Origin of the sequence: Bacteroides sp. ET225 (assembly GCF_024733745.1) — a bacterium.
Classification (GTDB): Bacteria; Bacteroidota; Bacteroidia; order Bacteroidales; family Bacteroidaceae; genus Phocaeicola; species Phocaeicola excrementipullorum.
This window is the reverse complement of sequence record NZ_JANRHN010000037.1, coordinates 1-16,482: the sequence shown is the minus strand read 5'-3', so window position 1 is coordinate 16,482 and position 16,482 is coordinate 1. Positions and strand designations below refer to the sequence as shown.

General features: G+C 52.4%; 13 protein-coding genes. 2 read left to right on the top strand and 11 right to left on the bottom strand.

Going from position 1 to position 16,482, the window contains the following annotated elements:
* Positions 1-110 precede the first annotated feature (110 nt).
* Positions 111-3,335: a carbamoyl-phosphate synthase (glutamine-hydrolyzing) large subunit gene (gene carB / locus NW212_RS12910; RefSeq protein WP_258339051.1), complete on the bottom strand. Its 3,225-nt coding sequence runs from the start codon at positions 3,333-3,335 to the stop codon at positions 111-113.
* Positions 3,336-3,460: 125 nt separating this feature from the next.
* On the opposite strand from carB, the gene trpS reads away from it, so the two are divergent.
* Both trpS and murF read left to right on the top strand, forming a co-directional pair.
* On the top strand, positions 3,461-4,555 hold the full coding sequence (trpS, locus tag NW212_RS12905; RefSeq protein ID WP_258339050.1) for a tryptophan--tRNA ligase: 1,095 nt from the start codon (positions 3,461-3,463) through the stop codon (positions 4,553-4,555).
* Position 4,556: 1 nt separating this feature from the next.
* Positions 4,557-5,888: a UDP-N-acetylmuramoyl-tripeptide--D-alanyl-D-alanine ligase gene (gene murF, locus NW212_RS12900; RefSeq protein WP_258339049.1), complete on the top strand. Its 1,332-nt coding sequence runs from the start codon at positions 4,557-4,559 to the stop codon at positions 5,886-5,888.
* 184 nt (positions 5,889-6,072) lie between these two features.
* On the opposite strand, the gene NW212_RS12895 is transcribed toward murF, so the two are convergent.
* The 10 genes from NW212_RS12895 to NW212_RS12850 form a co-directional block, all read right to left on the bottom strand.
* Positions 6,073-7,482: an NADH-quinone oxidoreductase subunit N gene (locus NW212_RS12895; RefSeq protein WP_258339048.1), complete on the bottom strand. Its 1,410-nt coding sequence runs from the start codon at positions 7,480-7,482 to the stop codon at positions 6,073-6,075.
* Positions 7,483-7,519: 37 nt separating this feature from the next.
* Positions 7,520-9,001: a NuoM family protein gene (locus tag NW212_RS12890; protein ID WP_258339047.1), complete on the bottom strand. Its 1,482-nt coding sequence runs from the start codon at positions 8,999-9,001 to the stop codon at positions 7,520-7,522.
* Positions 9,002-9,091: 90 nt separating this feature from the next.
* A complete protein-coding gene (nuoL, locus tag NW212_RS12885; RefSeq protein ID WP_258339046.1) occupies positions 9,092-10,984 on the bottom strand; it encodes an NADH-quinone oxidoreductase subunit L in 1,893 nt (630 codons plus the stop codon).
* 34 nt (positions 10,985-11,018) lie between these two features.
* A complete protein-coding gene (nuoK, locus tag NW212_RS12880) occupies positions 11,019-11,330 on the bottom strand; it encodes an NADH-quinone oxidoreductase subunit NuoK (RefSeq protein ID WP_258339045.1) in 312 nt (103 codons plus the stop codon).
* Between the two features lie 67 nt (positions 11,331-11,397).
* Positions 11,398-11,913: an NADH-quinone oxidoreductase subunit J gene (locus NW212_RS12875; RefSeq protein WP_258339044.1), complete on the bottom strand. Its 516-nt coding sequence runs from the start codon at positions 11,911-11,913 to the stop codon at positions 11,398-11,400.
* A gap of 37 nt (positions 11,914-11,950) precedes the next feature.
* A complete protein-coding gene (locus NW212_RS12870) occupies positions 11,951-12,400 on the bottom strand; it encodes a 4Fe-4S binding protein (protein WP_258339043.1) in 450 nt (149 codons plus the stop codon).
* A gap of 28 nt (positions 12,401-12,428) precedes the next feature.
* On the bottom strand, positions 12,429-13,517 hold the full coding sequence (gene nuoH, locus NW212_RS12865; RefSeq protein WP_258339042.1) for an NADH-quinone oxidoreductase subunit NuoH: 1,089 nt from the start codon (positions 13,515-13,517) through the stop codon (positions 12,429-12,431).
* Positions 13,518-13,566: 49 nt separating this feature from the next.
* Complete coding sequence (locus NW212_RS12860; protein WP_258339041.1) at positions 13,567-15,186, bottom strand: NADH-quinone oxidoreductase subunit C; 1,620 nt, start codon at positions 15,184-15,186, stop codon at positions 13,567-13,569.
* Positions 15,183-15,809: an NADH-quinone oxidoreductase subunit B gene (locus NW212_RS12855; RefSeq protein ID WP_258339040.1), complete on the bottom strand. Its 627-nt coding sequence runs from the start codon at positions 15,807-15,809 to the stop codon at positions 15,183-15,185. Before NW212_RS12855 ends, NW212_RS12860 begins: the two co-directional genes overlap by 4 nt.
* Positions 15,800-16,150 carry an NADH-quinone oxidoreductase subunit A gene (locus NW212_RS12850; protein WP_258339039.1) on the bottom strand — a complete coding sequence of 117 codons (351 nt, stop codon included), beginning with the start codon at positions 16,148-16,150 and terminating at the stop codon, positions 15,800-15,802. Before NW212_RS12850 ends, NW212_RS12855 begins: the two co-directional genes overlap by 10 nt.
* Positions 16,151-16,482 lie beyond the last annotated feature (332 nt).

The window sequence follows — 16,482 nt, the reverse complement described above, 5'->3', positions numbered from 1 at the left end:
CCTCGTTCCCTTGCTTTTTGATAGCCAAAATCTGTTTCGGCACACCCTCAGAATGCTAGAAATCCGCCTTTGGTCTGAGGGCGGATTTCCTTGCAATGTATGGCATTTCCTTATTTGTATTCCTGCCAGCTTTTTATCCGGATATCTTCCAGTTTCGTTTCGCAGAACGCTTCGATGAAGGCTTTTGCCAGGCGTGCGTTTGTAATCAGCGGAATGTTGTGGTCGATGGCTCCGCGGCGGATACGGTATCCGTTGGTGAGTTCCCGTTTCGAGTGATTTTTCGGGATGTTTACGATCAGGTCGAACTTATGTCCGGCAATCATCTTCATTACGTTGTTTTCAGCGTTCGGACGTTCGTCGGGCCAGAATACCGGAGTGGTCGGTACGCCATGCGCATTCAGGAAAGTCGCCGTGCCTGCCGTCGCATAGATCTTGTAACCTTTCTTGCTGAGCATCTGGCTTGCATCGAGCAGGTCTACCTTCGATTTGGTCGCGCCCGATGACAGCAGTACGCTCTGTTGCGGAATCTTGTAGCCGGTGGCAATCATGGCATTCAGCAAGGCCTCGTTGAAGTCATCGCCCAGACAGCCAACTTCGCCTGTCGATGACATGTCTACTCCCAATACCGGGTCGGCGTTTTGCAGGCGGGCGAACGAGAACTGCGATGCCTTTACTCCAATCCAGTCGATGTCGAATTCCGACTTGTCGGGACGTGAGTAGGGAGCGTCGAGCATGATGCGTGTGGCTGTTTCGATGAAGTTGCGCTTCAGCACTTTCGATACAAACGGGAAGCTGCGTGATGCGCGAAGGTTGCACTCGATAACCTTTACTTCGTTTTTGCGTGCAAGATACTGGATGTTGAACGGTCCGGAGATATTCAGCTCTTTGGCTATCTGCCGGCTTATCCTCTTGATCTGGCGTGCAGTGGAGAAGTAGATGTGCTGTGCCGGGAATACCAGCGTGGCATCGCCTGAGTGTACGCCTGCATATTCAATGTGTTCGGATATGGCATACTCCACAATCTCTCCGTTCTGCGCTACGGCGTCAAACTCTATTTCCTTGGTGTTTTGCATGAATTGTGAAACTACGACAGGGTATTCTTTCGACACTTCGCTTGCCATCTGAAGGAAGCGGGTCAGCTCTTCTTCATCGTAGCATACATTCATGGCCGCACCGCTCAGCACATACGACGGGCGTACCAGTACGGGATAGCCAACTTTGCCGACAAAATCCTTTACGTCATCAAGGCTGGTCAGTTCTTGCCATGCCGGCTGGTCGATGCCCAACTGGTCGAGCATGGCGGAGAACTTGTTGCGGTTTTCCGCACGGTCTATTGATATGGGCGATGTCCCGAGTACGGGAACCGACTGGCGGTAGAGTTTCATCGCCAGATTGTTCGGAATCTGTCCTCCTACGGAAACGATGACTCCGCGCGGCTGTTCCAGGTCGATGACGTCGAGCACGCGTTCAAACGAGAGTTCGTCGAAATACAGGCGGTCGCACATGTCATAGTCTGTAGATACCGTTTCCGGGTTATAGTTGATCATAATTGACTTGTATCCCAGATGTCGTGCGGTCTGTATGGCATTTACCGAGCACCAGTCAAATTCAACCGATGACCCGATACGGTAAGCGCCCGATCCAAGCACGACAACCGATTTCTCATTCTTGTAGTAGTTCACGTCGTATCCCTCCACGGAGTACGTCATGTACAGGTAGTTGGTCAGTTCCGGATGTTCGGATGCCACCGTGTTGATGCGTTTCACGGCCGGCAGTATGCCCAGCTTCTTGCGGTATTCGCGGACGGCCAGGTTTTCTTTCTCCATGTTTCCCGACTTTGGTTTCAGCACGAACCGGGCAATCTGGAAGTCGGAGAATCCCAGAATTTTCGCTTCGCGCACGATTTCGGGGGTAAGTTCTTCCAACGTATTGTATGCAAGCAGTTTATTCTTGAAGTCTACAATATTTTTCAACTTGCCGATGAACCACGGGTCAATTCTTGTCAGTTCGTAGATGCGCTCGATTGTGTATCCTTCTTCCAATGCCTGGGCGATTGCAAAAATGCGCAGATCGGTAGGATGTTCCAGTTCGTCGTCAAGGTTCGTGAATCTTGTGTGGTCGTTGCCCACAAATCCATGCATCCCTTGTCCGATCATGCGGAGGCCTTTTTGGATGATTTCTTCAAACGTGCGTCCGATCGACATGATTTCGCCTACAGACTTCATGCTCGATCCGATACGGTGTGAAACTCCGGCAAATTTGTTCAGGTCCCAGCGGGGAATCTTGCAGATAATGTAGTCGAGCGAGGGAGCCACGTATGCCGAGTTGGGCGTTCCCATTTCTCCGATTTCGTCCAGCGTATATCCGAGTGCGATTTTTGCGGCTACAAAAGCCAGCGGATAGCCTGTCGCTTTTGAGGCCAGTGCCGACGAACGGCTGAGTCGGGCATTTACCTCGATGATGCGATAGTCGTTTGTGTCAGAGTTGAATGCGTACTGAATGTTGCATTCGCCTACAATGTTCAGATGCCGGATGCACTGTCTTGACAGTGTCTGCAGTTGCTCCACTTCGTTTTCTGTAAGCGAGCAGGTAGGAGCTACGACAATGGATTCGCCCGTATGGATGCCCAGCGGATCAAAGTTCTCCATGCTCGCTACGGTAAAGCAGTGGTCGTTGGCATCTCGTATCACTTCAAATTCGATTTCTTTCCAGCCTTTCAAGGATTCTTCCACCAGTATCTGGGGCGAGAAGGTGAAGGCGCTCTCCGCCAGTTCGATGAATTTCTCTTCGTCCGGACAGATTCCGCTGCCGAGTCCTCCTAAGGCATAGGCCGAACGGATCATTACGGGGTATCCTATTTTGCGTGCAGCTTCAAGCGCTTCCTGCATGTTGCATACGGCCTGGCTGACGGGGGTTTTCAGGTCTACTTCTTTCAGCTTCTTTACAAAGAGGTCGCGGTCTTCTGTATTCATGATGGCTTCTACCGATGTGCCGAGCACTTCCACGCCATATTCTTTCAAGATTCCGTTCCGGTAAAGTTCGGTTCCGCAGTTCAGCGCGGTCTGTCCGCCGAAAGCCAGCAGTATGCCGTCCGGACGTTCCTTTTTGATTATTTCTGTTACAAAATAAGGTGTTACGGGCTGGAAGTATACCCGATCGGCAATGCCTTCGGATGTTTGGATTGTCGCAATGTTCGGATTGATCAGTACGGAGCGTATCCCCTCTTCCCGGAGAGCCTTCAGCGCCTGTGAGCCTGAATAGTCAAATTCTCCTGCCTGGCCTATTTTCAAGGCTCCGGAGCCGAGTACCAGGACTTTCTTAAGTTGTTTTTTCATGCGTGTATCGTAGTTTTATGGTTGGATAATCAAAGGATTATATGCAAAGAAAAGAATTTATTTTGAAGAAAACAAAGTATTTGGTTATCTTTGCTGCATTTAAAAATAAATTTACAACAGGAAAAATGAAAAAGCAAAAGATTATTCTGACGGGCGACCGTCCGACCGGAAAACTGCATATCGGTCATTATGTAGGCTCGCTTCGCCGTCGGGTAGAGCTTCAGGACAGCGGTCTGTACGACCGTATTTTTGTGTTTGAAGCCGACGGTCAGGCTCTTACTGACAATATAGATAATCCTGCCAAGGTGCGTTCCAATGTGATGGAAGTGGCGCTTGACTATCTTTCTGTGGGATTGGACCCTTCGCGTACTACACTCTTTATCCAGAGCCAGATTCCGGAACTGTGCGAACTGTCGTTCTATTTCCTAGATCTGGTAAGCGTGGCGCGTCTGCAGCGCAATCCTACGGTAAAGACAGAGATTGGCATGCGCGGTTTTGGCGAGGGGATTCCCGCCGGGTTCTTCACCTATCCTGTGAGCCAGGCTGCCGATATCGCTGCCTTCCGTGCTACTCATGTGCCTGCCGGCGAAGATCAGGAACCGATGATTGAGCAGTGCCGCGAAATAGTCCGCCGCTTCAACTACATCTATGGGAATACATTGGTGGAGCCGGAAATTATGCTGCCTGACAATTCGGCCTGCCTGCGTCTTCCGGGAACAGATGGAAAGGCGAAGATGAGCAAGTCGTTGGGCAACTGCATCTATTTGTCGGACAGCGCTGATGAGGTGGAACGCAAGGTGAAGTCAATGTATACTGATCCGGGACATCTTCGTGTGAGCGATCCCGGCAAGATAGAGGGCAATACTGTGTTTACTTATCTCGATGCCTTCTGCCGTCCCGAACATTTTGAGCGTTATCTGCCCGATTATCCTTCGCTGGATGAATTGAAGGCGCATTACAAGCGCGGCGGTCTGGGCGACATGAAGGTGAAGAAGTTCTTGGCTGCCGTGATGCAGGAAACGCTCGAGCCGATCCGCAAGCGTCGCAGCGAGTATGAGAAAGATATTCCTTCGGTATACGAAATATTGCGCAAAGGCTGTGAACAGGCCCGAGAGGTAGCTGCCGCGACAATGGCCGATGTGCGCCGTGCGATGAGAATTGATTATTTTGAAGACGAAAGCCTGATAGACGAATTCCAACGTAGCGGAAAGGAGGATTAAGATGACGGATGTCGGCGCATTATACCGTGTATTCCTTTCTTGTCCGGGAGGCGTGGTGACCGACAGCCGCCGTCCAGTTCCGGGAGCTATGTTTGTAGCTTTGAAAGGAGAGAGTTTCGACGGGAATCTTTTTGCCGGCAAGGCATTGGAGGGCGGATGCAGCTATGCGGTGGTGGATGATCCAGGGGTTATTCCTTCGGATGATTCTGCCCGTTACTTGTTGGTGGATGACGGGCTGGAAGCGTTGAGGCTGCTGGCTCGCGAGCATCGCAGGAAATTGGGCACCCGCCTAATTGGAGTTACCGGCACGAACGGGAAAACAACGACGAAAGAATTGCTGCGTGCGGTTCTTTCTCGGCATTTCCGTGTATTGGCCACAGAGGGTAATCTGAACAATGATATCGGTGTGCCGCTTACTCTGCTTCGCCTTCGTCCTGAGCATGAAGTCGGAATCGTTGAAATGGGGGCAAGCCATCCGGGGGATATCCGTCGCCTGGTGGAGGTGGCGGAACCGGATTTCGGGATCATCACCAATGTGGGAGAAGCCCATCTGCAAGGTTTCGGTTCAATCGAAGGGGTAGCCCGCACGAAAGGAGAACTGTACGATTTTCTTCGGTCGCGTAAGGGTTCGCAAATCTTTCTGAATGCTGACGACTCACGTCTTTGCATGATGGCTGCTGGTCTGGATGCTGTTGCATACGGCACTTCCGGAAACGTCCGCATTTGGGGAGAGAGCATGGAATCTGCATCGTCAGACCCTTGTTTTTCTTTTGCATGGCGGGACTGCAATTGTCCGGACGCATTGTATAAAGTGCATACTTGCTTGGTTGGGGCCTATAACCTCCCGAATGTGCTTGCGGCCTGCGCTGTGGGAGTCCGTTTTGGAGTTTCTCCGGAAGATATTTGTGCAGGCATCGAAAGCTATGTTCCCATACAGGGCCGTTCACGTCTGGTCAAAACGGAGCGTAACCGTGTGGTAGCGGATGCTTACAATGCCAATCCCACGAGCATGGAAGCGGCTTTGTGTAATTTTGCCCGGATGGAGGCACCGCATAAGATGGCGGTTTTGGGAGATATGAAAGAGCTTGGCGAGGCGTCCGGCCGTGACCATCGCCGTATTCTTGAGCTTGCCTCCGGTTTGGGGCTCGACCGGCTGATTGTTGTGGGGCCGGAGTTTGCTTCTGCTTTGTCTGCTGGGGATATTCCGGTAGAAAACTATCCGGACGCTGCAGCAGTGGGCGAATTGTTTCGGAAGACCAGGCCGGAAGGTTTCTTGATTCTTTTGAAAGGTTCGCATAGTATGACTCTTGAATCGCTCCTTCCGTTGTTATAAGACCTATCCGGCCCTTTTTCGGCAGGGCGTTGCGTCTTGTTATCAGGTAAAGCATAAAAAGGAAGCGGAACCGCACAATGTGCTGCGCGGTTCCGCTTCCTTTTTTATGGAAATTCCTCTAAAGTAAGAGGTTGGGGAAGCTTTTGTCATCAATAAGCCTCCCCTTGGGCTTTGTCTGAACTGTTTATTGCATTGACAAACCGGTCAGCCAGTCGTAAACTCCGCTGCATATACCCAGAACCAGAATGCCGGCAAGGCAAATGATCAGTCCTGTACGTGCCAGAGCCGGCGAACGGAATGCCGGTGCCGGAGATTCTGTCGGAGTGATGAACATCGCTTTTACTACCAGCAGATAGTAGTAGAGCGAAATGATTGTGTTCACCAAAGCCAGGAATACGACGAGCCAGTGTCCTGCATGGAATGCCGAAGCAAACACGAAGAACTTCGAGAAGAAGCCGGCGAACGGAGGGATACCTCCCAAAGAGAACAGTGCCAGCGTCATAATGAAGGTCAGGTGCGGGTTTGTGCGGTAGAATCCGTTGTAAGCGTCGCGGTCGGTACGTCCGGTCTGCTGTTCAACGATGCCGATGATGCCGAATATTGCCAGGTTTGCAACCACATAGACTGCCAGGTAATAAACCAGCGAGGCGATACCTTGTCCGCTGTCGGCCAATGTGCCAAGCACCAGATAACCGGCTTGAGAGATACTACTGTAAGCCATGAATCGTTTCATGTCTTTTTGCAATACGGCAAAGAGGTTAGCTACGGTGATTGTGACTACGATGACAATGCCCAGCATCAGGCTCCAGTTTTCTACCATCTGTGCGAAAACCTTCATCATGATGGCTGTCAGCGCAAAGGCTGCAGCACCTTTGGATACCACTGAAAGGTATCCGGTAACCGGTGTCGGCGCTCCTTGATAAGTATCGGGAGTCCATGCGTGGAACGGCACAAGGCTGATCTTGAATCCCAGTCCGGCAAAGAAGAACACCATGGCCGCAATTTGCAGCGGAGTGCCTGTCAGCATAGCTGCCGCATCAGTAAAGTAAGCGGTTCCGCTCGTTCCGTAAATCATTGACACGCCATAAAGCATCAGTGCGGAAGAAAACATCGAGCTGAGCACGAACTTCGCTCCGGCCTCTGCGCTGTGGTGGCGCCATTTGTCGAGTGCCACGAGGCAGGCCATCGGGATGCTGGCTGTCTCCAGACCGATATAGAATGTCAGGAAGCTTCCGGAGCTGACCATGAGGTACATTCCGAAAAGCGTGCTGAGCGTGAGCGTATAGAATTCGCCGGCCTTGTGGCTGGTATCTTCGCGTTCAAGCCAGCGTCCGGCAAGTGTAAACACCAGCAGGGTTCCTGCGGTTAATATCGCTTTTACAGCCGATGCGATGGAGGTGTTTGCATACATTCCTCCGAAGGCCTCTCCTGCGGGCTCGGTCAGACAGAGCACTGTCAGCGCGAGTGTCAGGACGACGGCCAGCGCCTGCAACGGCTTGTGGTTAGGCCGTTTCAGGATGAGGTCTGCCAGCAGCATGATGATAATCGCTGCCACCATTCCCAGTTCGGCCTGCATTGATAAGAATCCGTTCATGATATGAATGAATATTTATAGTTAATAGTTTGATCTTTTATCTCATCAGTTGGCTGATAATCGGTTCTACGCTGCCGCTGATTACATCGCTTGCCCACCAGGGTGCGAGTCCCAGTCCGGCTACAGCTGCGATCAGGCAGATCACGGCAAGACGTTCGTCCCACGTTGCGTCTGTCAGTTTCAGATGTTCCGGGTTCTGGCAGGTTCCGTAGAGGATTTTGCCTACAACGCGCAAGATATATACGGCAGTGATTACGATACTCATGGTAGCGATTACGGTGCAAGCGCGGTGGAACACGTCGTTCACCTGGAATGAGCCGGTGAATACAGTCATTTCGGCGATGAAGCCGCTCAGACCCGGCAGACCCAGATTGGCAAGACCGGCAATCACATAGCCTACAGAAAGGAACGGCATAATTTTCATCAGGCCGCTCAGCTGACGGATGTCACGGGTGTGCGTGCGGCCGTAGATCATACCGATGAGGGCAAAGAAGAGGGCCGTCATAAGTCCGTGGCTCAACATCTGCAGAATGGCACCGGTGGCGCTTACGCGCGTCATCATCAGCAGGGCAAAGAGCACGAGGCCGCAGTGGCTTACCGAAGAATACGCATTGATGTATTTCAGGTCAGTCTGTACGACAGCACTGAACGCTCCGTAGACAACCGAGATAGTGGTCAGAATCAGGAAGAAGTCACCCCACATGGCTGCGCCTGTCGGCATCAGATACATGGCTACACGGAAGCATCCGTAACCTCCCAGTTTCATCAGTACGCCGGCATGGAGCATACTCACGGCTGTCGGCGCTGAAGCATGACCGTCGGGGCTCCATGTATGGAAGGGGAACAAGGCTCCCAGCACGCCGAATCCCAGGAATGTCAGCGGGAAGAAAATCTGCTGGATTTCAGTAGGAATCTTTTGCTTTACGATTTCGAGGATGTTCATTGTTTCACCGCCCGCACCGTAGTAGATGCCCAGGATGCCGATCAGCAGGAAAGCAGAACCTCCCATCAGCATCAGAGTCAGCTTCATGGCTGCATATTCTTTGCGTCCGCTTCCCCATACGCCGATCAGCAAGTACATCGGGATGAGCGCAACTTCGTAGAACATGAACATGGTAAACAGGTCGGTTGAAATGAAGAAACCGAATACTCCCGTGCTCAGCAGCGTGAACCACAGGAAATATTCCTTGGTGAGCGGTTTCAGCTTCCAGGATGCAAAAGTTCCGGTAAATACAATGATGGCGCTCAGGAGCAGCATCACCACAGATATGCCGTCAACACCCACCGAATAGCAGATGTGGAGCGGAGCATACCACATGATGCTGTCGGTGAACAGCATTTCTTCGGTGGCTCCGCCTTGGCGCATGCCGATATAAGTGACGGTAAGCCATGTAGCAAGCACCATCAGGGCGGAGGAGCCGACCACCATCACTGCCTTTACCTGACTGACATTGCGGGCAATCCAAAGTCCCAGCAGCATCAGCAGAGGTATCAGTACAAATAGACTTAATATATTCATCTTTTCTTGAATTAATAGTTGATAGTTAACAGTTAATCGTTGCCGGCGGCAATGAACCGTCTTCCGTTATTCATTGTTTATAGCCGGACATTAACTGAGCAAAAGTATTATCACCAGTACAATGATACCTCCGAAGAACCACTGAGTATATGTCTGGATCTTACCGTTCTGCAACGGCTGGATAGTTCCTCCGGCAGCATTTGTACACCAGGCCATGAAGTTCATGAACTGGTCGATAGCGTGGCGGTCAAACCATGCCAGCGGTGTGGAAATGCAGCGGAAGATGATCTTCTTCGTCACGAACATCCATACTTCGTCCATGTAGAAACGCTTGTAGGCTGCGCGGTGAAGGGTTGCAAAGCGTTTTGCCAGCATGTCTGCCACCGGCTGTCTGTCGCGCGCATACATCCATGTTGCCAGTGCAATGGCTACGAGAGCCACAACAACGCTGGTCACGGCCACGTTCATGTCGAGGTGGATGTCGTATGCGTGCCCGTTAGACGAAACGAAGTGTCCGAACGGCTGTATCCATCCGCATACGATTGTGATGAGTGCCAGGAACATCAGCGGGAATGTCATGCTCAGCGGGCTTTCATGCGGCGTGTGGTGTTCGTGCAGTTCCTTGTTTTCCGTACCCCAGAAGATGCCATAATACAGGCGGAACATATAGAATGCGGTCATGCCCGCGATAACGGTCATGATCCAGCCCATAGCCGGGCTGAACTGGAAGCAGGCTGCCAGAATTTCATCTTTAGAGAAGAAGCCTGAGAACGGGGGAATACCGGCAATGGCCAGACACGCGATCAGGAATGTGATGTGCGTGATAGGCATGTATTTGCGCAGGCCTCCCATGGTTGACATCTCGTTGCTGTGTACGGCATGGATAATACATCCGGCTCCCAGGAAGAGCAATGCCTTGAACATGGCGTGGGTGAACAGGTGGAACATGCCGGCCATGTATCCCAGGCCACCTTCGTGCGGGTCCATAGAGGTGCAGACGCCCAGCGCCACCATCATGAAACCGATCTGAGAGATGGTCGAGAAGGCAAGCACGCGTTTGATGTCGCTCTGTGCGCAGGCAACGCTGGCAGCATAGAATGCGGTGAATGCGCCGACGTAGGCAACGATGTGGAGCGTTTCAGGTGCAAAGCCGATGAACAGCGGGAACATGCGGGCAACCAGATATACACCGGCAACGACCATGGTAGCCGCATGGATGAGAGCCGAAACCGGAGTCGGGCCTTCCATCGCGTCGGGAAGCCAGATGTGCAGCGGGAACATGGCACTCTTGCCGGCACCGCCGACAAACATCAGCCCCAGAGCCAGCGGCAGCACCATTCCGGCCTGCATCAGACGTTCCTGTGCAGGATCGAACTCGAATGTCTGCATGTAGTAGCCATAGATGAGGATACCGATCAGGAATCCCAGGTCGGCGAAGCGGGTTACGATGAATGCTTTCTTGCTGGCTGCAATGGCTTCAGGCTTGGTATAGTAGAATCCGATGAGCAGGTAAGAAGAAACACCCACCAGTTCCCAGAACACATACATCTGGAAGATGTTGGTGGCAACCACCAGTCCCAGCATAGACATGGAAAAGAGCGACAGGAAAGCGTAGTAACGCTGGAAGCCAACCTCTCCCTTCATGTAGCCGAAAGAGTAGATGTGCACCATGAGTGACACGGTCGAGATAACCACGAGCATCATTACCGAGATCGGGTCGAGCAGGATGCCCATGTCAATGTGGAGCGATTCCGTAAACGGCAACCACTCGAAGTTCCACGGCATAAGCGTTTCGAATGTGCCGTCAGCCGTGCGCGGAGCCGTGAAGTAGCGGAAAGCTGTCAGATAGCTCAGTACAGTCACGATGCCCAGCGAGATCGTGCCGATGGTACCGGCCACCTTGTGCGGCATCTTCATGCCTGCAAGCCCGAGCAGCAGAAAGCTGAGCATCGGCAACGCGAGTATCAGAATTGTATATTCCATAAAATTATTCAGTTTGAATTGTTTTTAAAGTTCACTATCCTTTCAGGTCTGTGATGTCATCTGTAAGGATCTGCTTCATGTTACGGTAGACATTGATGATGATTGCGATGGCCACCGCCGTTTCGGCAGCTGCTACCGCAATGCCGAACATGCTGAAGAAATGTCCTTCGAGCTGGTCGGGAAAGAGGTAGCGGTTGAACACCGCGAAATTGATGTTTGCCGCATTGAGCATCAGTTCCACCGAGATGAGGATGGCCAGCAGGTTCTTGCGCGTGAAGAATCCGTAGACTCCGCAGAACAGCATCACTGTACTGACAACCAGATAGTGTACGACATGTATTTCCATTTCTTAAAATTTTAAATTTTTGTATTCCGCCATTCTGCCGTTAAGCCGGCTGCGGGCGGACAGTCGTTTATTTTTCTTTTCTCGCAATCAGTATCGCGCCGATCATGCAGGCCAGCAGCAGTACACTCACAGCCTCGAAAGGCAGCAGGAACTGATACTTGTCCATGCCCATCAGTGCCATTCCGATTTTCTCTACGGGAAGTTCGTCGCCCTGCGGGATTACATTCAGCGCGAAGCCGTTTGTCATTATCAGGAAGAGCATGAGGCCCGCGCCTACGATGACCGATGCCAGCACACTGAGCAGCTTGGCACAGCTGACGGGGTATTTCATGTCTTTGTTCGAGCGGGTAAGCATGATAGAGAACACGTAGAGCACGACGATACCTCCGGCATAAACCATCAACTGTACGGCACCCAGGAAGGTGTATCCCAGGATTCCGTAGATTGCTGCTGTGCCGAAAAGCACGAACAGCAGGTAGGTGGCTGCTCTCAGAAGCCGTCCGGTCGTTACGGCCATCACCGAGAATACGGTGATGCACGCTGCTACGACGTAGAACACTATTTCTTGAAGTGATATACTCATATTGTTATAGTCTTATATTATGGAAGAAAGCCCTCCGTTATTTTTTGTTGAGTGTCAGCACAAGTTTGTCCTTTTCGAACACGGCGTTCTCGAAATCGTTCGTAAACTTGATCGCGTCGTGCGGGCAGACGTTCACGCAAAGCATGCAGAACATGCAGGAGCCCAGGTTGTACTCGTACTTCACCAGTACCTTCTTTTTCTTTCCCTCTTCGGTTTCGCGCATTTCCGTAGTGAGCTTGATGGTGCCGTTCGGGCAGTTCATCTGGCAGAGGCCGCACGCGATGCACTTGTGGTTGCCTTCCTCGTCGGCAGGCAGGGTGAGGAGTGCGCGGTGGCGTTCGGGAATGTGGAGCGTGGTATGGCGGTTTTCGGGGTACTGCTCAGTAATCTTTTTCTGGCAGAACACCTTCATCGAAGTGCCCATACCTGTCAGCAGGCTTTTCACGCCGCCGGCATAACCTTCCAAGTATTCTTTCAAACTACTCATCTTATTGTTCATTTTAGCGTTTCACAACTTAAAAAGTCCATCCCATCAGCGTGCAGAATGTCATGAGCACGAGCACTACCAGCGACGACGGCATCAGGTATTTCCATTCCAGCGTCAGGATCTGGTCGATACGCAGACGAGGATAGGTCCAGCGGATCCACATCAGCAGGAAGATGATGACAAACGTTTTTCCGAGGAACCATACGATTCCGGGAATGTAGTCCATCACAGCGTTGAATCCGTCGAGTCCGGGAATGTGCAGCGGCATCCATCCGCCCAGGAAGAGCGTTACGGCGATACCGGCAGTGATGAAGAGGTTCATGTATTCGGCCAGATAGAAGAAGCCGAAATGCATGCCCGAATATTCGGTGTGGTAGCCGGCGGTAAGTTCCTGTTCGGCTTCGGCAAGGTCAAACGGGCCGCGGTTGGCTTCGGCGTTGCCGGCAATCAGGTAGATGACGAATGCCAGAATAGCCGGAATGTGTCCCTTGAAAAGGTTCCAGCCGTCCGCCTGGCCCATTACTATTTCGTGGATGTCCATCGTTCCGGCCATCACTACCATGGTGAGTACGGAGATTCCGATGGAAAGTTCGTAGCTGATGATCATGGCGCCGCTACGCATGGCACCCATCAGCGTATACTTGCTGTCGCTGCTCCATCCGGCGAGCAGGATGCCCAGCACGCCGATTGACGAAGCCGCCAGCACGAAGAAGATACCGATATTCATGTGCAGGATGAGTCCTCCGTTATGCCATGGCAGGCATGAGAACGTGAATATCGAGGCAAGGATCACGAGGTAGGGTGCCAGCGCATAAAGGAATTTGTCCACATGTGCCGGAGTAAAGATTTCCTTGATGAGCATCTTCAGCACGTCGGCCGGCACCTGCAGCAGACCGCCTTTTCCGCCTACGCGGTTCGGACCAAGGCGGCATTGGAATGCGGCGCACACCTTGCGTTCCATGTAGATCATGACCACGGCCAGAGCAGCATAGAGCAGGATGATGATCACGCCCACAATGATGCCTTCAATCGTGAGGGCCGCCCACTCGGGCATCACGCCGCACAGGGCGGTGTGGATGGCAGAGGTAAGCGACTCCAGGTTATAATAATCGTTCATAGGTTTTCAGTTATTCTAAATTCTTCGTTCTAAATTCTTCATTCTTCACTTATCTGTCGATATCCGGAATCACGAAGTCGACCGATGCGCCGATGGCGATGAGGTCGGCAAACTTCCATCCGCGGCAGAGCGTGTCCATGGTCTGTACCAGCGGCAGTCCCGTCGAGCGGAAGTGCATGCGGTACGGTGTCTTGTCGCCTCGGCTTTCGATCATCACGCCGAATTCTCCGCGGCTCGCTTCTACGGCCGAGGTCCATATGCCTTCGGGCAGCTTGATGATCGGTTTCGTCTTCACGCGGTATTCGCCTTCCGGAATGTTGTCGATGAGCTGTTCGATGATGCGGCACGACTCAACGATTTCGTCCATACGGACCATGTAGCGTGCGAACGAGTCGCAGGTGTCGTAGGTGATTTCCTTGAAGTCTACCTTGTCATATACGCCGTAAGGCATACGCTTGCGCACATCGTTCTTCCATCCTGCGGCACGTCCCGTACCTCCGGTGCATCCCAGAGAGATGGCATCTTCCTTCGACAGGATGCCCACGCCCTTCAGACGGGTGTCGGCGATGACGTTTCCGGTAAAGATACGGTGATAGTCGGGAAGCACTTTCTTCAGGTGGGCGATGAATTCCTTCACCTTCTGGCAGAAAGTGGGATGAATGTCATCCTGCACGCCGCCGATAAGGTTGTAGTGCTGTATCAGACGTCCGCCGGTAGTTTCTTCGAAGATGTCGAGGATCATTTCCCTTTCGCGGAATCCGTAGAAGAACGGAGTCATGGCACCCATATCCAGCACCAGGCACGAGTAGAACAGCAGGTGCGAGTCGATACGTTGCAGCTCGTCCATGATGGTACGGATATACTTCACACGTTCCGAAACCTCGATTCCGGCTGCCTTTTCGATACACATACACAGCGCGTGGCGGCTCTGGTGTGCGCTCAGATAGTCCAGACGGTCGGTCATGCCCAGCGTCTGCGGATAAGTGAGGCTTTCGTTCATCTTTTCGATGCCGCGGTGGATGTATCCCAGCACGGGGTCGACCTTGGTGATCACCTCACCGTCAAGTCCGATACGCATGCGGAGCGCGCCGTGTGTTGACGGGTGCTGCGGGCCCATGTTCACCACAAAATCGTTTTCGCCGAAGATGCGGTGGTCGATGCCTTCCAGCGTGCCGTCCTTGCGCAGGCGGTATTCTTTTGTAAAGTCAGCGTTGATTTCGTTGTCCAGACGCAGCGGATTCGAGTTCATGTCGTAGTCCTTGCGGAGCGGCCATCCGATCCAGTCCTCGCGCAGGAACAGGCGGCGCATGTCGGGATGTCCCGTAAAGCGGATGCCGAAGAAGTCGTACACCTCGCGTTCTTTTATCAGTGCGGTTTTCCATAAGTCGCTCACGGTGGGCAGCAGCGGCGTTTCGCGGTCGGCTGTAGCCGTGCGCAGCGCAATCTGTTCGCCCGTGGCGGTTGATTCCATGAAATACACGGCACCCAGACCTTCTTCTCCCCAGTCCATGCCCACAATGTCACGCAAAAAGTCCATCGGACTCTGCGGGTCGTTTCTCAGCGCTTCCGCGGTCTGGTGGAATACTTCCAGGGGAACTTTGATGACTCCGGCGTTTCCCGGACATTCCTCAGCCCCTTTTATTGTTTTCAATACATCGTCACGTTTCATTCGTCACCTCCTTCCTTGTTGGCGGCGTTTGCTTTTTCCGCCTCTTCTTTCGGTTGCTTGTGGTTTACTCCTCCCAGGAAGCGTTCCACCTTCATCTTCCGCTGCAGCTGCATAAGTCCGTAGAAGAATGCTTCGGGGCGCGGCGGACAGCCCGGAATGAACACATCCACGGGGATCACCTTATCGATGCCGTTCACTACGTTGTAGGATTTGATGAACGGGCCTCCGGAGATGGTGCATCCGCCCACAGCCACCACGTATTTCGGGTCGGCCATCTGATCGTACAGACGCTTCATCACCGGCGCTGTGCGGTAGGTGATGGTTCCCATCACGATGAGCACGTCGGCCTGGCGCGGAGAGTTTCGGGTCACTTCGAATCCGAAGCGGGCCATGTCATAGCGTCCGGCGCCCAGAGCCATGAACTCGATGGCGCAGCAGCTCGTTCCGAGCAGCAGTCCCCACACCGAGTTGCTCCGTCCCCAGTTGATCAGCCTGTCTACTGTGGTAAGAATCACTCCGGCACCCTCATCGTTGAGCTGCTTTACCAGGCTCTCCAGGTAGTCGTTGTTTTTGAACTCCTCATACTTCATGGAGCGTATCGGGGCAAGTTTCTTTACTTCCATTCCAACGCTCCTTTCCGCCAGGCGTAAGCCAAGCCCAGCACTAAGATTACAAGAAATACTGTAACGCTCGCCACCGCAACGAGTCCCGCCTTCTGGGCTACAGCAGCCCACGGAAAGAGGAATACGGTTTCGATGTCGAACATCAGAAACAGAATGGCAAAGAGGTAGTAGCCCGCCTTGAACTGAATCCATGATTGTCCTCGGGTGGGAATACCACATTCATAAGGTTCGCCTTTCTGCGGGTTGAATGAACGGGGAGCTAAAAGCTTGGCTATGCAGATAGCCGCCGTTACCAATACAACAGCCGTTAGAATAACGACAACAATAAACGTAAAAAACATATATTAAGTGTTTTAAATGATGTTTCTCTATGCGCATTGATTGCTTTCTCGGCGGCGTTTCCCCTGCCGTAAAGTGTTCTCGAAATTGCCAAATGCCATGCGTTTCGCATAGGGATGGAACCACAAGATTCTGTTAACAACCAATAAAAACACCGCAAAGGTAGATAATTATCCCTATTTATGCGAAATTTATGTGGTAAAAACGCTTAAAATATTTGCGTTGTATTTTTATTCACAAACGGTATCGGGGAGCTGCTTGCCGGACGAGCGGATACGCTGGTGTCACTGCATCCGGAAAAATGCGGCATCCGGCTCTCCGGACCTGTCTCCTA